We start from the raw sequence: 20,864 nt of genomic DNA on the forward strand, positions 1-20,864 counted from the left end.
GTTTCCAATCCCCCTCTAACTCAACACGATACCGCCATCGACGTTGAGGCTTTGTCCTGTAACAAAAGCGGCATCATCAGATGCCAGAAATGCGACCGGCCCAACAACGTCCTCCGGATCGCCGATACGACGCATCGCCGTCTTTTCCTGCCACGCCTGGCGCACGGCGGCATCATCCAGATTGACCCGCCCCATGTCCGTCAGAATAATTCCAGGGCAAATGCAGTTGGCCGTAATCCCATACGTGCCGACCTCCAGGGCCAGAACGCGGGTGAAGCCCATGACGGCAGCCTTCGATGCGGAATAATGGGCCTGTCCAAGCGCACCGTGCTTGCCGCCGATGGAGGCGATATTGACGATGCGACCGTATTTCTGCCGCTTCATGTGAGGAAGCGCTGCTTGAACGACCAAAAACGTACCCTTTGCGTTGACATCAAGCACACTGTCCCAGTGCTCTTCCTTCAGGTGCTCGACATCACCGGCGATCAGAATCCCGGCATTGTTTACGAGAGCATCGATGCGGCCGAACACATCAACAACATTGCTGACCATCGCTTCTACCTGGGCTTTGTTGCTCACATCAGCATAGACGGTCAGAGCCCGCCGGCTTGTGGCCTCGATTGCGCGCGCTACTTCCTGCAAGGCATCCTGTTGGCGCTCGATGTCGTTGATAGCAACATCGAAGCCACGTTTGGCCATGCCGATTGCAATGGCCCGGCCAATACCGCGACTTGCACCGGTAACGAGGGCGATTTTTGCCTGTTCTGTCATTTCATTCTCCCAAAATCAAAGCGCGGTATAGCCGCCATCCACGGCAAGCACGGTGCCGGTCACAAAACTTGCAGCATCGGACGCCAGAAACAGAACGGCATTCGCGATCTCTCTCGGTTCTCCCAGCCGTCCCTGTGGCGTCATGCGCATCCAGGTTGAGAACCATTCCTCATTGCTGCGGCCAGCAAGCGTCAGTTCCGTCGCGGTGTAGCCGGGTGCAACCGCATTGACGCGAACGCCCTGCTTTGCCCATTCCACAGCCAAGGACTTGGTAATGAGGTTTACTCCGGCTTTAGCGGCGTTGTAGGCAACCTGCGGCTGCGGATAGACGACGATCTCGCCGCACATCGACGAAATATTGACGATAGTGCCGCGTCCGACAGCGGCCATGCGCTTGCCGAAGGATTGGGCACAATAAAAGACGCCGTTAAGATTGATGTCGATTACAGCGTGCCAGTCCGCTTCGGATGTTTCGCTCGCGGGACTGTTGCGAACGATGCCCGCATTGTTGACGAGGACGTCCGGGACGCCAAACTCCGCGGCAATAGCATCGGCGGTTCGCTCCACCGCATCGCGGTCGGTCACGTCCAGAATGTACATGCTCGCAGAAGAAGGACGACGGGCATTGAGTTCCGCAGCCGCCTGCCTGGCAGCCGCTTCGTCGCGGTCGGTGATGATGACCGTCGCGCCGGCTTCAACGAAAAGCTCGGCAATCGCACGCCCGATACCCCGCGCGCCACCTGTAATAACGGCGTGCTTGCCGGTCAGTTGAAAATCAGTGAGCATTCAGTCCTCCCGCGACAATGTTTCAGGTAGCCCGAACGGCTTTCAATGCCGGATAAAGCGCCCGATATTGCTGATAGATTTCATTGTAGAGAGCCATCTCGCGCGGACGCGGCTCTATGCGCTTGCCGGGCTTTACCATGGCGGCAATACCCTCATCGATGGTTGCGAAATGGCCTGCTCCATGCGCAGCGAGCACCGCAGCTCCCACGGAAGGCGCATCGCGTGACTGCGGCACACAGACAGGCAAGGCCGCAGTGTCGGCATGGATTTGCAGCCAGAGCGGGGACGCGCTCGCACCGCCGCCGACGGTGATTTCCTGGCCTCGATAACCGGCTTCAGCCATGGCATCAAGAATAGTACGGGTGCCGAAACTGATACCTTCCATGATGGCACGGAAGATATGATGCGGTTCATGCGCCAGCGTCAGTCCGACGATTGCACCACGAGACAAGGCATCGGTATAGGGCGTGCGGTTGCCCTGAAAATGATCCTGCACCAGAAGCCCTTCAGCGCCCGGCTCCAGCGCAGCCGCCTTGGCGTTGAGCGCTTCCATGTCCATGGTCCCGTTCATCAGGCGTCCGAGCCATGCGATGATCGAGCCGGTGGAAGTCTGCCCGCCTTCGATAATATAGCGTCCCGGATAGACCATGTCGGGATAGCTGCCCCATATGCCCGGCGCGTGCAAAGGTTTGTCCGCAACACCAAATTGCAAGTGGGACGAGCCGGTTATCAGCGCAAGCTGACCGGGCTTGGCCACGCCCAGTCCTATCATGCCGATAAGTGCATCAGCGCCCCCCTGCACTACCTTTAGGCTCTGCGAGAGGCCGAGTTCGGAAGCAGCGGTTGCACACAGCCCGCCGATGACCTCTCCGGGTGCGACCACGCGAGAAGGCCATTTCTGCAATAGATCACTGAGGCCGAGTTTCTCCAGGAGTGTGACCGGGAAACCGCCGCGATCCGTCGAATAGTGCCAGCGGAGCGACACGTTGTTCAGACTGGCAGCTTTTTCACCGGTCAGGCGCAGTGTCATGAAATCCTGATACTCGCAGATCGTATCTGCTTTTTCGAATATCTCCGGCTCATTCCGCGCGAGCCACAGTGCTTTCGGGATCATCCATTCCGCCGAAACCGGTCCTCGCCCCCCGCCATTGGCCTGCAAGGCAATATCCGCAGTGGCAAGGACAGCATCGGCCTCGGCACTTGCTCGAACGTCCATCCAGATGATCGATGGACGCAGCGGTTTACCAGCCGCGTCCAGAGCCACGACCGTGCAGCTCGTCGTCGCCAGCGTGATTGCTTCTATCGCGGACGGGTCGACGGACGAATCCGCAATCGCCTTGCGCGCAGCCGTTACAAAGCCTGACCACCAGTCTTCGGGGTTCTGCTCGGCACGAGCGCCGCTGGAAAACTTGGTCTCATAAGGAACTGCGGCACTTGCAAGGCACGTGCCCGAAAGATCGTAAACCCGCGCGCGGACACTTTCCGTTCCTCCATCGGCGGTGAGAAAATAAGCCATTCAACTCCTCCCGAGGCAGATGCGAAAACTCCTCCAGTCTTCGCATACCTCATCGCGCATGTTTCAACTCAGGCTCCGAAACACTTCCAGCGCCTTGCCCGCATACATGACAGCCGGTCCGCCGCCCATTTCAACGGCTACCTCAAGCGCCTCGATCAGTTCCTGCTCGCTTGCTCCATGCCGGATCGCTGCATCCACGTGGTAAAGGATGCAATCTTCGCATCCCTTCACGACGGCAATACCGACAGCGATCAATTCGCGCTGGCCGGACGAAAACGCGCCGGCAGCGGTTGCGGTTTTGCTGACCTTGGCGAAGCCAGTCATCAATTCGGGCGCAGCTTTCGCAAAAGCGCCGAGCCGAGCCTGCGCTTCCTTGAGACGAAGCCTGACGTCCTCAGTCATGGGAACCTCCGATGGAACTCAAAATCAGATCGAGAACGTCCTTGGCCTGATCCCATTGCGGCATATGGCCGGACTGGCCGAGAAAATGCACCGCAATGGAAGGCGGAAGTGTCGTCGCCTGTTGCCATGGAATGATGCGATCCAGAAGACCGACCAGAACACGTACCGGTTTCGCGCGGGAAAGCTTTTCCAGTCCCGGAACAATATCGATCTTTTGCCCTGTAGGGGCCACAATGGCTGCTGCCAGCGCCTTGAGACGCCCTTGGGCCATGGTTTTAGCAAACTTCGCCGCCAGTTCCGGCGAAAGCTCTGCGGGCTTGGCAACGATACGACGCAGCAGATGGCTGACCTCGCCTGCCGTTGTTAAATGGGCCATGCCGGAAATGAATCCGACGTCCACGTCAGAACCGAGGCCGGCAGGAGCGATCAGCGTCAAGCTCGAAACACGGCTCACATGCACAGCTGCAAATTGTGCAGCTACGACGGCTCCAAGAGAATGCGCAACGACATCCACCTCGGCAATGCCCAGAGCGTCGAGGAATGCGGGCAGGAATGCGCTGAGTTCATCCGCATTCGTCGCATTGATGGTCGTCAGTCCGTGAGCAGGAAGATCGGGCGCAATTACCCTGAAATTCGCCCGGCGCAGACCCGATGCAATACCGGTCCAGGTCGTCCGGTCACCAGAGAAACCGTGCAGCAACAGGATTGTGCGGGCATTTTGGGGACCCTGATCCAGATAGGCGACACGGCCATTCGCCAGATCGGCAAAGTGCACAGCGCTGTTTGAATTCGAATTGCTCGACGCCGCCAGCACGTCTTCTTTCTCGATCCGCCCCCGGCGTCCGCTACCCGAAAGCGAATTGATGTCGATGCCATTCTGGCGGGCAACCTTGCGAGCAAGCGGCGTGGCCCGGACCCGCTCGCCCTCTCTTGCCGGAGTCATCTGTCTGGCGGCTAACGCTTTGGCTTCAGGCCGAATGGGTTCAGCCTTGTGCACCGCCACTTCAGGCGTTGCCGCAACTGCAGCGGCCACTTCGATACGGGCTATGGTCTCGCCAACCGTGACCATCTCGCCTTCCTCGCGCAAGATATCGACAAGCGTTCCACTCGCCAGTGCCGGAAACTCCGCAACGGTTTTGTCTGTCTCGATCTCAAGCACGGCCTCGCCGCGCTCGAAGCTCTCGCCTGCGTTCTTCAGCCAGCGAACGATACGGCCTTCTGCCATCGTTTCACCAAGACGCGGCATAGCGAGGTCGGTGACAACGCGTTCGTTCTGCGAACCGGCTGCGCGTGCGGGGTGCAACGCAGCCGGTTCTTCAGGAGAAGGCGCGCTTTCGCCACCTTCATCCGTCCAGTCGGGACCATCGCCGATATCGATACGCGCCAATGGCGCACCAACCATGACCTGATCGCCAATAGCTCCGATCCATTCGTTCAACGTACCGTCACCCAAGGCGGGAAACTCAGCCACGGTCTTGTCCGTTTCGATTTCTATTATGGAATCCCCGCGCTTGAAACTGTCCCCCGGCTTGACGAGGAAGCCGACGATCCTGCCTTCCTCCATTGTCTCGCCAAGGCGTGGCATTTTGAGAATCCGTTCGGTCATGACAGCATCTTCTCGGCAACGGAACGAATGAAATCGGGCGTCGGAACGCTTCCGGTTTCCAACTCCTGCGAAACCGAAATCGGAATATCTTCACCGGCGACACGTACAACGGGCTGTTCGAGATAGTCGAAACATTCCTCGGTAATGCGAGCGGCCAGCTCGGCCGCAACGCCTGCAGTCATGACACCTTCGGAAACCACCATTGCCTTGCCGACACGCTCGACATGTTCACGCACTGTGTCGAAATCGAGCGGGTTAAGCGTCCGAAGATCGACGACCGTCGCTTCGATGCCCTTCGCGGAAAGTTTCTCGGCGGCATCGAGTGCATAATGAAGCTGGCGCGAATAGGTGATGATAACGAGATCCTTGCCGGTGCGGCGCACCGCAGCCTTGCCCCATTCAAGCGGCTCGGCGTCGAGATCGACTTCTTCCTTGCGGGTGTAAAGCGCCTTGTGCTCGATGAAGACCACGGGATCAGGCTTCGTCAGGCTTTGGCGCAGCAGATGATAGGCATCCTGGACTGTGGCGGGCATGGCAAGGCGCAGACCTGGCGTATGCATTATCCATGCCTCAAGGCTCTGGGAATGCTGGGCACCGGCGGAGCGTCCGGTACCGCCCTGGGTGCGCAGCACCATCGGCACGCCGATCTGCCCACCGAACATGTAGCGTATCTTTGCTGCCTGATTGGCAAGCTGGTCCATCGTCATGCCGAGAAAATCGATATACATCAGCTCGGCAACTGGCCGCAGCCCCGTCATCGCAGCCCCGACCGCCGTACCAACAATAGCCGGTTCGGATATGGGCGTATCGATCAGGCGTTCAGGACCGTACTTTCCGATAAGGTCCTTCGTAACGCCATAGGCACCACCATAGCGCCCGACCTCCTCGCCGATCACGACGATGGTGTTGTCTTCCGCCATGGCGTCATCCAGCGCTTTGCGCAGCGCGTCGCGGTAAGTCATGGCAACCATTATGCTTCATCCTTGGAAAGTATGCGGTCGATACGGGTGCGGACAGGTTCGGGCTCGGGCTCCCCTACCGCATAAACATCCTTGAACATGGAAGTGAGCGGCGGCGCCTTGGATTCGACGGTGAAGTCGATGGTGGCGTCCATCTCGGCAGCAATGTCGCTATCCATGGCGTCAAGTGAGGCTTCCTGCGCGAAACCGGAGGATAAGAGCTGGTCGCGCGTGAATTTTACAGGATCTTTCTTGCGACCTTCGAGTTCTTCCGCCTCTGCGCGGTATGGGCTCTTATCCATGCGCGCATGACCAAAGAACCGATAGCAGGTGACAGACAGGAAGCCCGGCTTGCCGAGCCGCGCATCATCGATCAATCCCTGGGCAGCGTGCTTGACCTCCTCGACATCAATGCCATCGACAACCCTTCCGTTGAGGCCGAATGCGTGGGCCCGCTGATCAAAGGCGGTGTTGGCGGTCGCCTGATCGACGCGCGTTCCCATGCCGTACTGGTTGTTGATGCAGACAAAGACCACCGGCAGGCCCCACAGGGCGGCCATGTTCATGCTCTCATAGAGAATGCCCTGCTGCATCGCGCCGTCGCCAAAGAATGCGAGCGAAACGGAATTTTTCTTCAGGTATTTGCTCGACAGGCCTGCCCCGACAACAGATGGGATACCGCCGCCTACGATAGCGTTGGCCCCAAGATGACCGAGTGCCATGTCGGCAATGTGCATGGAGCCGCCCTTGCCATGGCAATAGCCGGTTTCCTTGCCGCCGATTTCGGCCATCATCTGCCTGGGATCGGCGCCGCGGGCGAGAAAGATGCCATGGCCGCGATGATGCGTCGTAAATGTGTCCTGTGGCTGCATGGCGGCGCACACACCGGCGGCAGCGGCTTCTTCGCCAATGGAAAGGTGAAGCATCGAACCTGCCGTCTGGCCGCGCACGAAGAGTTCGCCGACGCGTTCTTCAAAGGTGCGGATGCGGCGCATCGTTCGATAGAGTTCGAGAAGATTGGAGTTACTCGGATTTTGCACGTGCGCCTCCGACAGACCTGTCTGTTGCAAATGTTTCATGATGTCCGGTTCAATGCCCTCACAGGAGCTTTAGTTTGGTGGTACGCGAGACAACCGCGACCGCGACGAGAATGATGAGGCCCTTCACGATGCTCTGGATATACGTATCCATGCCAATCAGATTGAGGCCGTTATTGATGACGCCGATAAACAGCGCGCCGAAGAAAGTTCCGGCAACCGTCGCCGTACCGGGACGGAACATGGTCATGCCGATGAATACCGTAGCTAAACCGTCGAGGAGATAGCGCTCGCCGGCATTCGGCTGGCCGGAGCCGAGGCGCGCTGCCAGAAGCGCCCCTGCAACGGCTGCGAAAATCGAGCAGACGATCAGGGCGGCGGCGCGATAGAAGCGACCGTTCACGCCAGACAGCTCCGCAGCCTTGAGGTTGCCGCCCACAGCGTAAATGTAACGACCGAAGACCGTGCGCTCCATCAGGAACCAGGCGACGAACACCACGACGACCATGGCATAGGCAAGCACGGGAACACCAAAGAGCTGCCCCTGTCCCAGCCAGAGATAGCTGGCCGGAAGCCCGCCATAGATCGCGCGTCCGCCCGTCATCAGAAAGTTGATCCCATATAGAATGGAGCCTACTGCCAGCGTCGCAATCAGTGAGGGTACGCCGACCAGGGTGACGAGCGCCGCATTGACGGCACCGACGACAAATCCTGCCCCCAATCCGGCCAGCAACGCCAATGGCAAAGGCGTGCCCGCAACCAGCAGCAGCGGCACCACAATACCGGCCATGCCGACCATATAGCCGACCGAAAGGTCCATTTCGCGCGCGGCGAAGCCGAAGGTCAGGCCCGCGCCGACGATGGTGAGCATGGCAATCTGCTGGAGGATGTTGAGCAGATTGTTGGCCGTCAGAAAGCGGTCCACTGTCAGCGAAAAGCCCACGAACAGCAGGAGCAACACGAAGAGCGTTGAATATTTCAGCAGCCATTCACCCTTAAGCTTCTTGCCAAAGCTCTGCGCGTGACGCGACGATCGTGGGGCAACGGCGGGGTTTTGTGTATTCATTGGATAACTCCTGCCATTGCGGCAATGAACTTCGCTTCGGAAAAGGCCTCACGCGGAATTTCAGCACCCGTAGAACCGTTCACGAAGGGGATGACGCGGTCTGCCACGTCAGCAATTTCCAGCAGGTCGGACGAAGTGACCAGAATTGCCACGCCCTTGTCGGCGAGCCGGCGCATCTGAGCATGAATTTCACGCTTGGCCCCAATGTCGACACCCTCGGTGGGTTCGATGAAAATCATCAGCCGGTAGTGGTCGTCTGCGCCGTACAGCCACTTGCCGATAGAAACCTTCTGCTTGTTGCCGCCGCTCAGGTCCTTCACGAACTGATTGCGCGAATGCGCCTTCACGTTCAAAAGCTGCATGGTGCGGTCGGCTTCCTGCGCTTCACGGCGCATCGACAGCACGCCCGTGCCGCCCATGGCCGCAAATGACGGATGCACCATAGCAAGGTTTTCACGCACATCCCAATCGCCGATCAGCGAGTATTCCATGCGGTGATCGGGGACCAGAGCGACGCCTTTTTTCTGCATGGAACGCGCATCGATCCGGGCGATGGCGTCGCCCCGAAAACGGCAGCTGCCGCTGGTGACACCACTCCCCGCATAGAGCGAACGAGCGAAGCCAAAATGGCCGGCACCGGTCAAACCGATCAGGCCGACGATTTCACCGGCACGGATGGAAAATTTGTCAACTTCGACATTGCCTGCACGCCAGTCACTCACTTCCAGAACCACGGGGCCGAAACTGCGATTTTGGCTGCTCTCCGACGCCATCGCCGTTTTTCCGCCAGTGCGTTGCAGCATCAGATCAATCAGCCCGGCTTCGCTCGCTTCAGCAGCCCGAAGCGTCGCAACATGTCGGCCGTCGCGCAGGACCGTAATTCTATCGCTCAGTGCTTTTATTTCCGAGAGGAAATGGCTGATCAACACGATGCCAACCCCTTGCTGCGGCAAAGTCCTGATAATCTCCCAGAGGCTTTCCTTTTCGCGTGCAGGCAAGGTGGCCGTGGGCTCGTCAAGGATGAGCAGCCGGACATCGCCACGCAGTGCGCGAACAATCTCGATGATCTTCTGGTCAGCCATCGGCAGCATGTCGACCTGCTGGTCGAGATCGATGGAAACTTGCGGAAACCAGCGCCTGAGCAGTTCGCAGGCACGCGACAGCAGTTTGCGCTTATCAATGACACCGAGCCCAAGCCGGGGCTCGTCGCCAAGCAGAATATTCTCTGCGCCGGTCAGCCCGGGCACGAGACTGCCCTCCTGCGATACATGCGCGATGCCTTTGCGCAGCGCATCCCCGGCGCTTGTCAGCTTCACCGGCGCACCATCAATGGTGATTGTGCCGGATGTCGGGCTTTTGCTACCGCCAAGAATGCTGACCAGAGTGGTCTTTCCCGCGCCGTTTTCTCCGATCAGTCCATGCACCTCATCAAACCGAAACTCAGCGCTCACCTGATCCAGTGCCAGCGTTCCGGGATAGGACATAACGATCTGCGACAGGCTTACCGCCATCGGAGAACTCCCATGAATTCAATCTATTCCAAAAGGGGCCGGAGCGCGGAACGATCACGCTCCGGCCAGATGCAGGCAACGTTGAGGGCTTGCCTACTTCTTCGGGAGGAAGTCCTTGCAGTTCTGCTTGGTGACGAGAGGCGCATCGAGATAAACGGTCTTCGACGGAATGACCTTCGCGGCGTCATCCTTCTTGACCACTATGCTCTCGATCCATTCGCCAGTCTGCGCACCCATCTTTTCGAATGGCTGCGAGACCGTCGCGATCATCAGGCTGTCAGGCTTGCAAACTTCTTCGATGGCCTGCGGATGGCCGTCAATGCCAATCACTTTGACATTCTTCAGACCAGCGGCATTCAGCGCGTTGATCGCGGCCTGTGCAGGCTCATCCCATGGGGCCCAGACCGCATTGATCTCCTCGCCAAAGCGCGATGCATAGTCCTGCATGGTCTTGGTCGTGTCTTCGAAGAACGCCGTGTAGTCGATATTATGCTCAGCGATTACCTTTACTTCCGGGTATTCCTTCAGCACGGTCTCCATCACGTCGCCGCGCTTGCGCGTGCCATGGTGCTCAGCCATACGCAGGAAGACAAGATTGCCCTTGCCGCCCATCTCATTGAGCAAAAAGGGCGACACATCGGCCGACATTGCCCAGTTATTGGTGGTCACATCCACCACCACACCGTCGACCTGGCCGCTATCGATAGCGAAAACCGGAATCTTGGCCGCAACAGCGGAATCGATGGCAGCGCGTGAAGCGCGCAAATCCGACATGCTGACGATGATCGCATCCACCCCGCGCGAGGCCGCATCCTGAATGTTCGACGCCGTGCGCTCACCGGAGCCACCGCTATCAAGCACGCTTATGCTCCAGTCCTTGTTCGTCTCCTTGAGCCAGGCATCAAAGCCCGCCTTTGCGCGCTGCTCGGACTGCGCAGCAGCGTTGGAATGCACCCAGGCTACATTTGTAGCTGAAGCGCTTGCCGTGCCCATAAGCATGGCAAGGGCCGTGACAGCCACTGCTTTCTTGAAAAATCCAGAACCCATTTTTTCCTCCCAAAAGCCATGTGGTTGGCTCCACATCCGACTTTGATTGCTGCTTGCAGGCACATTCAGTTCGCTTGACGTCGAACTGGACCGTGACCATCGCGAAAAGCGCCATCGGCGCTCCGCCGTTCTCCCCTTCTGTCGCATCGGCGAATGCCTGTTTCTGCTCCTCCAGAACCACCATTCCGTCGCCTTGCGCCAGTTTCGTTTCCGATTGACCTCACTGCCCTTTCGCGCTCTTGTCCGCCGGAACGATTGGTATTAAGCGTCACCAAATTACAAATGTCAAATAGAAATACATTTGTAATTTGGTGAATGAAAAATCGAAAGAGAGACAGATGAGCGAATCCGAAGACAGCCTCATGGTGCGCGTGGCGTGGCTCTACTATGTTGGAGGATTCAACCAGGAGGCGACAGCATCCCGTCTCGGCCTGACCCGGGCCCGTGTAAACAAGATACTGGGCGAAGCCCGCGAAAGCGGTCTCGTCAGCATCTCCATCGACCATCAGAACGCTGGCACATTGCCCGTGGAAAATGAGCTGATGCGTCAGTACGGTCTGGATTTTTGTATTTCAACACCGCCATTTGGCTTTCAATCCGATGACGACACTGCCTCTGAAATCCGCAAACAGGTATCATTCCGAGCTGTCGGTGTTGCAGCCGCCACCTATCTGAAAAGCTTTCTGGCCGATCATGAGGATGCAACAATCGGCACCGGCTGGGGGCGAACCATAGAACAGATGACGCTGCAACTTGCTGGTGTACGTGCACCGCAGGCGCGCTTCATTTCCGTGATGGGATCGCTGACCGCAAACTCCGCCTATAATCCGTTCGAAGTTGTGCATATGCTGGCGCGGCGGACAGGCGGACAAGGCTTCTTCCTTCCTGTACCCTTCATCGCCGATTCCGCCGAAGATCGAAAAGTTCTCATCTCCCAACGCTCTGTGGCACGCGCGCTGGAAATTGCCCGTACCGCTTCCGTCTGCTTCATCAGTGCCGGTGAACTGACAGAGGATTCGCTGCTGCGCCGCCAGAACATGTTGAGCAAATCCGAACTGGAAAGCCTGCGTGCTGCCGGCGCCATCGGCGACACCAACGGCATCTTCTTTGACGAGAACGGGCAGCAGGTCGAACACGAGATGAACCAGCGGACCATTGCTCTGAGCTTCGCCGACTTGAAGAAGGTTCAGGTGGTCCTGCTCATCGCCGGGCAGGAGAAGGCCGTTGCCGCCAAAGCACTGCTCAAGAGCGGGATCGTGAACGGCCTGATTATAGACGGAGACGCAGCCGAGGCCCTGATAGCTATTCTATGACGGCATAGCGTGACCCGCCTTTCGATGGGAAGTCGCGCCGAAAACGGGAGAATGAGTCTCATCAGGTCGTTGCATGAAATATTGCCATTCTTCCCGAGCATGCTACCAAATGAATGACTAGATCAAACTGCCCTTCCCGGTCTTCAGACCAATCAGGCGGGCGATTGCGATGATATGTCACTCTTTCGCACTGAGTAACTGCGACAGCGATCAAACTCATCACCCTGTAAAAGGTCTAAGCAGGACTCCCAGTTCATCTCCGAAGATTACTCTTTCCGACTAAATGCACTTGCTATTGTTGACATCAGATCATTGAAGCGGTCGCCTTGAATTGCGACATGATTGCGAAGCAGTTCACGAGCGGCAGAGGCGTCGCCTGCAACGATAGCATCAAGGATTTCAGTGTGTTCCTGAATTGAAGTACGCATACGATTATGGATGCGCAATTGTAAGCGCCGTTAAGGTCGCAGGCATATGTGCAGCATGAGGCATTGTTCGGCAAGGAAGCCCCAATGACTGGCGGCGTAGATAACCTTATGGAACTGCTCATTATCGTAATAATAGCGGTCTTTATCCTCGCTGTTCGCGGAATTTGCGCATGGTTCATGAGCCGCCAACAGGGCGAGTTTGTCGTCCGTGGTAAAGCGCTGCGCCGCACGTGCTCGGGCAGCCCCTCCAGTTCCGACGTGACTGCGAACTTTTCGAGAATTTGATGGCGTTGAGGATTCGGCGAGCAGGGTTTGGAAAACAACCCCCTTTGTGCGAAGCGCGCGCCAAGCCCTCTGAGGTGCGCTGCGGCAATCAGGAGCAACGCTCTGCAGAGTCCCCAGGAATAAGAATGGATACGATGGCGCCCCCGCCAGGCCGGTTTTGGAGTTCGAGCTTTCCACCATGGGCTGCCGCTATCGCCTGCACAACCGAAAGGCCCAGTCCGGTTCCTCCGGTGGCCCGCGAACGAGACGCGTCCCCTCGCCAGAAGGGATTGACGTTTATGTCGCCCATATTTTCAGGAAAGCCGGGACCTCGATCCAGGACGCGTATGGCGATGAAGCCATCAGTGGTCAGTTCAGTCTGGCATCGCAACACTCCGCCACCGGCAGCATAACGGCAGGCATTTTCCAGAAGCGCGAGTATGGCCTGCCGAATACGCTGGCGATCGGCTATCGCTGTCCTTGGCGACAATTCCTTTTCGACAGTAAGCTTGCTTGCTTCGAGCATCGGCTTGGCTGAATCGATTACGGCGTCCACCAGTTCCGCCACTTCAAAGCGCTCGCGGTCCATGACGAGTTTTTGTCCTATCGCCAGCGACAGCGTTCGCAGATCCTCGACAAGACGGGACAACCCCTCCACCTGCAGCAAAAGGCTCGCCACCGTCTTCGTGTCCATCGGAAATACGCCGTCCACCATGCCCTGCATGGAGCCACGCAATATGGTCAGTGGTGTGCGCAACTCATGTGCTACAGCCATATTGTTGAAGCGCAGACGTTCTTCCATAGTTTCAAGGCTGGTTGCCAATGCATTGAAGCTTTCGATAAGGCTCTTGACCTCCACCGTGCTCGTATGAGATTCCGCCAGCCGGACGGTAAAGTCCCCCGATTTTAGCCCCTCCGCTACCTGCGTCAGCTGCTCCAGAGGCCGAGCGATCCGTCGCGCCAGATATATTCCGATGACACTGCAAATAAGCGCCGAAAACAGACCGCAGACAAGCACGGACAAGTAGAGCTGAAAGTCGACCGGATCAGAAAGACCATCAAGATGGTCGAACAGTTCCCTGATCGCGGCAGGTTCCGGAACGATGCCGGAATTCATATCGCGGTAAGCCTGCGCCGCATTGGCGGGCAGGCTCTTTACTACGCCCTCTTCCAGATAAGCGGCATAAGAGGTCACCCCCAGATAGGCCAGTCCGACACTGAGCACCAGCATGGCAGCAATTATGATGGCAGTCAGCGTGGCAAGAGGGAGCGTGGGTAGCTTCATTTGGGGTCTGCCAAGCGATAACCGATGCCACGGACGGCGGGGAAGAAATCCTTCTGCCCAAGTGCTTCGAGCTTCTTTCGCAGATTGGATATGTGCGTATCCACCGTGCGGACCAGCGCGTCGCTTTCCGGCAGGCAGGCATCGAGAATATCGGCACGGTCGAAGGCGTGCGTGGGACGTCGCACCATGTAAGCAAGAATTCTGAATTCGCTGAGTGTTAATTGGAGGGCAATCCGTTCTCCGTTACAATTGACGAAAGCCGAGTAGGCATTGAAATCCACTTCAATCGCCCCGAAGCGGCGGAGCGTCTCCTGCTGATCGCCTTTTGTACGGCGGAGCACCGCCTTGACGCGAGCTACAACCTCCTGCGGATTGAAGGGTTTGACGACATAATCGTCCGCACCGAGGCGAAGTCCGCTGAGCCGGTCTATGTCTTCGGCCAGCGCGGTCACCATGATGACCGGCGTGTTTTTGGTTTGTCGCAGACGTGCAAGCACGGCAAAACCATCAAGCTTGGGAATGCGAACATCGAGCAGAACGATATCCGGCGACAGCAGCGCGTGATGTTGCAGCGCCGTTTCGCCATCGGCGGCCCGCACCGTGCGATAGCCCTCCCGCACGAGATAGGCATCCAGGATTTGCGCAATTTCCGGCTCATCCTCCACAATAAGAACGAGACTGTTGTCCACTGGCGGCTCCAGATATAGGTCGTTGATAATAATCCCGGTAAAATCTGCGCGGACTATGACCGGCAAATCCTCAACGTGCAATTTCCAAACAATATGCGCGCCATCCGAAGATCGGTTTTAGACACTTTGCCGGTTCGATCTTCGCAGAGTCTTGATAATCGGCCTTCAAATCGCGGTCGTTCAACTCTTTCGAGGTGTCGACATGCAGGAAACTATCCTTGGCTCAAGCGATTCTCATTCGGCAGCCAGCGTTCCCGAACATTACAAGTCTGCGTCCCGCCAGACGCAGTTTGTGGTTCGCTCTATTCTTGCTGCAAGCTTCATCCTCGTGGTGTTTCCGTCGGTCGACCTCACCATCTCGCGCGTTTTTGCGGACGGCCATGGGTTTCCATTGTCTGAGAATCCGTTTTTGAAAGCTGTGCGCGATATAAACCGGCAGGGCTTGATCTACCTTTTGCCTTTGATGCTACTCTCAACGGGCTTGTATGCCTTCTTGCCGCGCAAATTCTCCTTCTGCCCGCCGCATAAAGCCCTGTTCGTACTGCTGAGTTTTTTAGTCGGTCCGCTCGTCACAGTACAGTTTCTGAAGAACACCATTGGAAGAGCTCGTCCGCGCGAAATCGTCGAATTCGGTGGAACCGCCGATTTTACGCCCGTATGGCAATATGCGGCCGCTTGCAGGCACAGTTGCTCCTTTCCCTCGGGCGAGGCCGCGGTAGCCGCCGCAACCCTGTCGCTTATCGTCTTCGTTCCCTTGCAATGGCGATCCGTAGGAACTGTGGTCGCAGTTCCGATCCTGTTCTTCGTTTCCTTCAACAGGGTTATCTTCGGCGCTCATTTCCTGTCCGATGTCATAGTCGCCTGGGGGCTGGTCCTGTGCCTGATGATGTGGCTCTGGCGACGAATTTCCAGCCAGGCGAGGGCGATCGACAACGGCGTAAAGCAATTCGGCATGCGGTTTTACGCTCGCCGAGCACACGACAATTCTCCATCGAACCTTGACAAAGCTGACGAAAATTCCGGCACGCATCCTACCCGCCGTAACGGACAATGATCATGCTGGCTGAACAACTTTCCCATTCGACGTCCGCCACAAGAAGGCCTGAACCAGGCCAACCCCATCATAGTGCCGAGCCAAGCAACCAGAATGTGCCCCTGAAGCATCTGGCTGCTTCCCATTCGATGTTGCGGCAGACGGTCAGCATTTTTTCGCGACTGAAGTTCCGCAAAACTCTGGCTTTCATGCTTAGAAGCAGTCTGTCGCCTAGACTCACTCTTCGCTGGCTTAGATTTCTCGGTGAATACACCGAGCAGCACACCTTCGCTCCGCCTCACGACGATCTTATCCGCAAATCCCTCTCGTCATTCCTCGTGCATCGGATGGCGTGGAAAACCCGGTTCAACATTCTCACCCAGCATTTCGAACTGGCACGGCAGTTATTGTGCCCACACGTATTGCAAGCGCTCTGGCGAGGCGAAAAGATCGAGCTTGGGACGATTTGTGGCCGGGAACGCGCGTATCACCTCCAATTGCTGCTTTCCGATCATTGCGGCAGTCGGCACGAAGGCGCGTTTACGGTGCGCCTGGTGGACGCGACAGATGACGCACTTCTCTGCATGGCGAGCTTCGTGTTCGTGCGTCGTCCGGGCCAATCATACAGTCTGATCGTCGGCGGATTGCAAGGGTCGGCCCGTGCAGACGCCAAACGCGCGGTAATTTCCGCAACCCGTGATCTCGGCGGTTTGCGACCGAAAGATGCGATCATGCTCGTGCTGAAAGGTTTGATAGCGCACGGCGCCACTTCCTATCTGATTGCAGTCAGCAACTCCAACCATGTCATCAATCACCGCACCTCGAAACGGCGAAAAAGAAAGCTGCCGGATCTGAATGCGTATTGGCTTGATCGTGGCGGAGTTCCCTTTCCCCCGTTTGGGTTTCGGATTCCCGCCGATCCCGCAATTAACGAAGGATGCGGCAGCCGACGCAGCAACACAAAAATCGCTTTCTGGAAAATTGGAGCGAACCTGATTACGCGCAAGGGCAATAATTAACAGGCCTGCCGCAGATCGCCTACCGGTTTGAAGATGAAACAGTTTGAGGAAAGACCAGCCTCATGCGTGCGCCGCCCGAGCTGGCTTCACCCACTTCAATGGTTCCCTCATGAAGCGCCATGATCTGTTGGACAAGATTAAGCCCAAGGCCCGCCCCGGGGCCTTGGTCATCAAGGCGACTAAAGGGCTCAAAGATGCTCCTTCTCATATCCGAAGGAATACCTTTGCCCTCGTCAGCAACTTCAATCACGGCTGGCCTCAGAACGCTTATTGCAATCGTCCCTTGCTTATCTCCATGATCAATCGCGTTCTGAAACAGATTGGTAATGGCACGCTCTATCGCCTGACGATCACCACGGACGTTAATGACTTCGGCATCGTTATCGAAAACCACGTCGTGTCCAGCAGCGAATGCGAGCGGCGCCATATCCGAAATCACCTGCCGGGCAGCGGAGACAATATCTACCGCATGAAACTTGTTTGACTGCCCTTCCAGTCGCTGAAGGTCGAGAAGCTGGCCCGCCAAAGTTCCAAGCCGGGCCACATCGCGCGTGAGGCCAGATTTCACTTCGTTTTCCGGCAGGGCATGCAGTCGGGCGGAGAGGATTGCGATCGGGGTTCTCAATTCGTGCGCCGCCTGTGCCAAAAAACGCTGCTGACGCGAGTATCCTTGATCAAGGCGCTCCAGTGCGCCGTTGAACGCGTCCACCAATGGTGAAAGCTCGGCAGGAACATCCTCAGTAGACAGACGGATTCCACGCCGCTCAGGCTCGATTTGCGAGGCTTTCTCAGCGATTGCCGAGGCTCCCCTCAATGTCATACGCACAACCAGCGGAATGACCAGCAAGGCTGCCATGGCGGCAAGGAGAAGACCCGGAAGAACGAGCATCTTGAATCCTTCCCCGACCGCTTCGGCCAGCCGCCCGAAGGTGAGACCACCTCCCGTGCTTGCCATGATCAGAATGCGCCCCACAGATGTGTCTTCCCGTCTTATGACGGCATCGGGCCTGGAAGCCCCGGCCTTATCGTCGCCAAGACGGGCTTCCAGCACGTTCGACAGGGCGTTGCTCATTGTCCGGTAGGCGTCTGGCACGGTGCCTTCAATAAGCTGATTGCCGGAAGCATCGTGAATGATAAACCAGAGCGATTTTTCATCTCGACGCAACGCCGCCAGTCCAGACGTGTTTTTCAGGGTTAGATGCCCGTCCCCGTCACGGCTCACCGCCTCCTTGATGACGTCTATTACGCCTCGATCGTAGCGTTCGTGAACAAAACCCGACAGCCAGAGAAATGCAACGAAAAGTGCCAGCGCTGATAGAACGATAAACGCCTGTGCGAAGACGATCCGAGTAATAAGCTGCCACTTCAGAGAAGAGGGTAGTTTTTTCAATTAACGGTCTCGCGCAAAAGATAGCCCACACCCCGCACACCGTTCAGCGTGACGCCCGCAGCCGCCGCTGCCAGCTTTCGACGCACGCGCGAGACATGCGTGTCGAGAGCGTTTGGCTCCACTTCATCGTTCATGCCGAAAACCGCTTCCATCAGAACTGGCCTTTGCACCATACGTCCTTTTCGGCGCATCAAGGCCTCAAGCACAAGCAGTTCCCGGCGCGGCATGGAAAGCGGAGTCTCGCCCACAAAAGCCTCGCGGGCGATGAAATCAAAGGACACACGGCCGAGTCGGACAATGTCAGGGCGAACATCGCCATTGCGGCGCAATATTGCCCGCAACCGCGCCATGAGTTCATCGAAAGCAAAGGGTTTGCCCAGATAGTCGTCAGCACCGCTATCGAGGCCGTGAATGCGATCCGGCAAATCGCCATTTGCAGTCAGAACCAGAACCGGGATCGAACTGCCGCGGCCGCGCAATCTTCGCAGCACGGACAATCCATCCCCGTCGGGCAGACGGCGGTCCAGAATGACGGCATCGTAGCAATCTTCCGCGAGCATATGTTCGGCTTCAGCACAGGTAGCGACAGTGTCCGCCACCATGTTTTGCGACGTTAGAACCTGTTCCAACATCGACGCCAGTTCGCGTTCATCCTCAACCACCAGAATTCGCATCTGCCGTGCCTTTTCCTGCTCGCATTTGCTCGGTGTACCCATCGTGTCTGGCATCAGGCTGGCATCGGCCAACGGTTCCCGAAGCCCCGGCCTATTTTACGATTACACGCGACCCGGACGACAGGTCTTTGACAGGTGAAGCTTCGAAATTGCAGCGGTTCTGCCGGACGAATCGGAGAACAGTTTTCACGAGGAGCCGCCGAATGCCAATTGCAGATTTCGTTCCCTTCTTTGCTGCATGGTTGCGCAATCCGCTGCTAACTGCCGCAATAGCACCGTCCGGGCCGTCTCTTGCCCGGTTGATCACGCGCGAAATCAGCCCGGGCACCGGCCCCGTCATCGAATTGGGCCCTGGAACGGGCGTATTCACTTATGCTCTGCTCAAACGAGGCGTCGATCCCCGCGATCTGATACTGATCGAATTCAATCCGGATTTTGTGAGTATGTTACGCAAACGCTTTCCGCGTTCAACTGTCATTCAGGCCGACGCGACACAACTCGCCGCGCTCGACCTTTTACCGCCGGGGTCCTGCAAGAACATCGTCAGCGGTCTCGGCCTATTGGCGATGGATAAAGTGCAGGTGGAAGCGGTCTTGCGGGGGAGCTTCCACTATCTCGCGCAGCTCGGTTCATTCTATCAGTTCACCTACGCCATGCGTTGTCCCGTCCATACAGAACTGCTCTCTGCACTCGGACTCAAAACGGAAGAGATTGGCCGCTCGTTCCGCAATATCCCACCGGCGTCGGTGCACAAGTTCCAAAGACAAAGAACTGACGTCTGATCGCGGCTCGAAGAAAATTAACCGCGCGTGAAGCAAAAGAGCGGCTCGCGCCGCTCCTTTTTCCTTATTTCTGTTTCAAGACCGGCAGTGACTCCACTGCTGTCGGAATCTTGATCGTCAGAAGTTCCTTGACATCAAGGTCGAGGTCCTTGAGGGAAACTCCCCGCAGGATTTGTTCCTCATAGGTCTTGACGTAGTACACGTCATTCTTCATGTCGGCGACCGTCGACAACTGCGTATAATCAACAGGCTTGTCTTCCTCACCCGCTTCGCCCTGAACAAGGCCGATCGGGATATCGAAACTGTTCAAAATGTGTTCCGCCAGGCGCACGCTCTCGATGCCGCTTCCTACGCTGCGAGCCGATAGAAGATTGGCGCTGGCACGAACAAAGCGCGACGGTGGCGTCATATCGCCCGGTACGCCGAGCATGCCAGATCCCTCGCCCAGCTGCTTGATGGTTTCATTGTTGATTTTCAGCGCCTTGACATTCTTTGGCGACAGATTCACGTAGTTGCGCAGATTTGTCATATGCCAGTCGAATGTAGGCGCGTTGGTCAAGACACTTAGCGGATTGTCATAGACCTTCAGCTTGCCATCGACCGGTTCAATCACTATCGACGCGCCGGTTGTGTCGTGCAGCGTGTAATGGACCGGTGGGACGAAGCCCATATCAGACTGCTTGACGCCCACGACGGCTACCGTTTCGAGCGCAGCTTTCACTTCTGCCACTGTCGAGAAATTGCCCAGCGCCCAGCTCAGGAAATCCCATGGGCGAGGCTGTTTTCCGGCTTTACAGAGGACGGATCAGGATACTGCGCAAAATCCGGGAAATAGAGGATGCCACCCGCAAGACCTTTTTCGTTCATGCCATCGATCAGTGCCGGGAGGCCAAAGGCGTTCATGCCTACAGCCGCATACTTGGCATTCCACGTCTTCCCTGCGGTATCGGCCGAAAGCTGCGAAGTCATTTTGAAGTTGCGCGGGATCATGATCATTTTGGAATCGATATTAAAACCCAACTCCATCGTGCGCCCGTAAACGAAACTGCCGTCTTTTGTCGGAAGAATGAAACTGGTGCATGCATAAGCAGCCTGAGGCAGGATAAGACCTGCAGTCACAAGCGCTACAGCAACGCCGCGCGCCAACATTCGACGGGAAGATTTCCAGATTGAATAACTGCCAGACATGCTTTCTCCTCGCACCAGCGGCGCCTTAAAAAATAAGTGCCGTGCAGGGAGAAAAATGCAACCAAAAGTAATGATTGCCTCCCCTTAACGAAACTGAA

The 20,864-nt window shown here is 57.1% G+C and carries 18 protein-coding genes and 2 pseudogenes; 4 read left to right on the forward strand and 16 right to left on the reverse strand.

All coding sequences use genetic code 11. The annotated features are described in order from the left end of the window. Window positions 1–15: 15 nt before the first annotated feature. The 10 genes from ACOWVS_RS18955 to ACOWVS_RS19000 form a co-directional block, all read right to left on the reverse strand. Window positions 16–771 carry an SDR family NAD(P)-dependent oxidoreductase gene (locus tag ACOWVS_RS18955; protein WP_006469769.1) on the reverse strand — a complete coding sequence of 252 codons (756 nt, stop codon included), beginning with the start codon at window positions 769–771 and terminating at the stop codon, window positions 16–18. A 15-nt stretch (window positions 772–786) separates the two neighbouring features. Continuing rightward, entirely contained in the window at window positions 787–1,557 is a 771-nt protein-coding gene (locus ACOWVS_RS18960) for an SDR family NAD(P)-dependent oxidoreductase (RefSeq protein ID WP_006469767.1), read from the reverse strand. 22 nt (window positions 1,558–1,579) lie between these two features. Next, window positions 1,580–3,073 (reverse strand): FGGY-family carbohydrate kinase, encoded by a 1,494-nt coding sequence (locus ACOWVS_RS18965; RefSeq protein ID WP_006469766.1) that lies wholly within the window; start codon window positions 3,071–3,073, stop codon window positions 1,580–1,582. A 63-nt stretch (window positions 3,074–3,136) separates the two neighbouring features. Next, complete coding sequence (locus ACOWVS_RS18970) at window positions 3,137–3,475, reverse strand: carboxymuconolactone decarboxylase family protein (RefSeq protein WP_021586467.1); 339 nt, start codon at window positions 3,473–3,475, stop codon at window positions 3,137–3,139. Further along, complete coding sequence (locus ACOWVS_RS18975; protein ID WP_006469764.1) at window positions 3,468–5,081, reverse strand: acetoin dehydrogenase dihydrolipoyllysine-residue acetyltransferase subunit; 1,614 nt, start codon at window positions 5,079–5,081, stop codon at window positions 3,468–3,470. The genes ACOWVS_RS18970 and ACOWVS_RS18975 overlap by 8 nt, the downstream gene beginning before the upstream one ends. After that, on the reverse strand, window positions 5,078–6,052 hold the full coding sequence (locus ACOWVS_RS18980; RefSeq protein ID WP_006469763.1) for an alpha-ketoacid dehydrogenase subunit beta: 975 nt from the start codon (window positions 6,050–6,052) through the stop codon (window positions 5,078–5,080). The genes ACOWVS_RS18975 and ACOWVS_RS18980 overlap by 4 nt, the downstream gene beginning before the upstream one ends. Continuing rightward, window positions 6,052–7,080 (reverse strand): thiamine pyrophosphate-dependent dehydrogenase E1 component subunit alpha, encoded by a 1,029-nt coding sequence (locus ACOWVS_RS18985; RefSeq protein WP_085979586.1) that lies wholly within the window; start codon window positions 7,078–7,080, stop codon window positions 6,052–6,054. The genes ACOWVS_RS18980 and ACOWVS_RS18985 overlap by 1 nt, the downstream gene beginning before the upstream one ends. Window positions 7,081–7,138: 58 nt before the next feature. Further along, window positions 7,139–8,143: an ABC transporter permease gene (locus tag ACOWVS_RS18990; protein WP_006469761.1), complete on the reverse strand. Its 1,005-nt coding sequence runs from the start codon at window positions 8,141–8,143 to the stop codon at window positions 7,139–7,141. Further along, window positions 8,140–9,654 (reverse strand): sugar ABC transporter ATP-binding protein, encoded by a 1,515-nt coding sequence (locus ACOWVS_RS18995; protein ID WP_021586465.1) that lies wholly within the window; start codon window positions 9,652–9,654, stop codon window positions 8,140–8,142. Before ACOWVS_RS18995 ends, ACOWVS_RS18990 begins: the two co-directional genes overlap by 4 nt. A gap of 93 nt (window positions 9,655–9,747) precedes the next feature. Then, entirely contained in the window at window positions 9,748–10,701 is a 954-nt protein-coding gene (locus ACOWVS_RS19000; RefSeq protein ID WP_022568402.1) for a sugar ABC transporter substrate-binding protein, read from the reverse strand. 338 nt (window positions 10,702–11,039) lie between these two features. Between ACOWVS_RS19000 and ACOWVS_RS19005 the strand changes: the two genes are divergently transcribed. Beyond that, complete coding sequence (locus tag ACOWVS_RS19005) at window positions 11,040–12,014, forward strand: sugar-binding transcriptional regulator (protein ID WP_006471919.1); 975 nt, start codon at window positions 11,040–11,042, stop codon at window positions 12,012–12,014. A gap of 266 nt (window positions 12,015–12,280) precedes the next feature. On the opposite strand, the pseudogene ACOWVS_RS19010 reads toward ACOWVS_RS19005, so the two are convergent. The 3 genes and pseudogenes from ACOWVS_RS19010 to ACOWVS_RS19020 form a co-directional block, all read right to left on the reverse strand. Then, window positions 12,281–12,631, reverse strand: a pseudogene (locus ACOWVS_RS19010) (FCD domain-containing protein). A gap of 184 nt (window positions 12,632–12,815) precedes the next feature. Continuing rightward, window positions 12,816–13,991, reverse strand: coding sequence for an ATP-binding protein (locus tag ACOWVS_RS19015; protein WP_006469754.1), 1,176 nt, complete (start codon window positions 13,989–13,991; stop codon window positions 12,816–12,818). Then, window positions 13,988–14,680: a response regulator gene (locus ACOWVS_RS19020; protein WP_036565313.1), complete on the reverse strand. Its 693-nt coding sequence runs from the start codon at window positions 14,678–14,680 to the stop codon at window positions 13,988–13,990. Before ACOWVS_RS19020 ends, ACOWVS_RS19015 begins: the two co-directional genes overlap by 4 nt. A gap of 202 nt (window positions 14,681–14,882) precedes the next feature. Between ACOWVS_RS19020 and ACOWVS_RS19025 the strand changes: the two genes are divergently transcribed. Together ACOWVS_RS19025 and ACOWVS_RS19030 are read left to right on the forward strand one after the other, a co-directional pair. Then, the gene (locus ACOWVS_RS19025) at window positions 14,883–15,734 is read left to right on the forward strand and encodes a phosphatase PAP2 family protein (RefSeq protein ID WP_006471923.1); all 852 of its coding nucleotides are present in this window, start codon (window positions 14,883–14,885) and stop codon (window positions 15,732–15,734) included. A 2-nt stretch (window positions 15,735–15,736) separates the two neighbouring features. Next, a complete protein-coding gene (locus ACOWVS_RS19030) occupies window positions 15,737–16,732 on the forward strand; it encodes a DUF535 family protein (RefSeq protein ID WP_247644425.1) in 996 nt (331 codons plus the stop codon). Between the two features lie 19 nt (window positions 16,733–16,751). On the opposite strand, the gene ACOWVS_RS19035 is transcribed toward ACOWVS_RS19030, so the two are convergent. Both ACOWVS_RS19035 and ACOWVS_RS19040 read right to left on the reverse strand, forming a co-directional pair. Next, window positions 16,752–18,122, reverse strand: coding sequence for a sensor histidine kinase (locus ACOWVS_RS19035; protein ID WP_075041744.1), 1,371 nt, complete (start codon window positions 18,120–18,122; stop codon window positions 16,752–16,754). Beyond that, entirely contained in the window at window positions 18,119–18,796 is a 678-nt protein-coding gene (locus tag ACOWVS_RS19040; protein WP_075041760.1) for a response regulator transcription factor, read from the reverse strand. The genes ACOWVS_RS19035 and ACOWVS_RS19040 overlap by 4 nt, the downstream gene beginning before the upstream one ends. A 203-nt stretch (window positions 18,797–18,999) precedes the next feature. Between ACOWVS_RS19040 and ACOWVS_RS19045 the strand changes: the two genes are divergently transcribed. Next, the gene (locus tag ACOWVS_RS19045; RefSeq protein ID WP_006471927.1) at window positions 19,000–19,578 is read left to right on the forward strand and encodes a class I SAM-dependent methyltransferase; all 579 of its coding nucleotides are present in this window, start codon (window positions 19,000–19,002) and stop codon (window positions 19,576–19,578) included. A gap of 64 nt (window positions 19,579–19,642) precedes the next feature. Here ACOWVS_RS19045 and ACOWVS_RS19050 read toward each other — a convergent pair. Next, window positions 19,643–20,766 (reverse strand): annotated as a pseudogene (locus tag ACOWVS_RS19050) (linear amide C-N hydrolase). Between the last annotated feature and the right edge of the window lie 98 nt (window positions 20,767–20,864).

Source organism: Brucella sp. IR068 (assembly GCF_049065885.1).
Lineage (GTDB): Bacteria > Pseudomonadota > Alphaproteobacteria > Rhizobiales > Rhizobiaceae > Brucella > Brucella intermedia.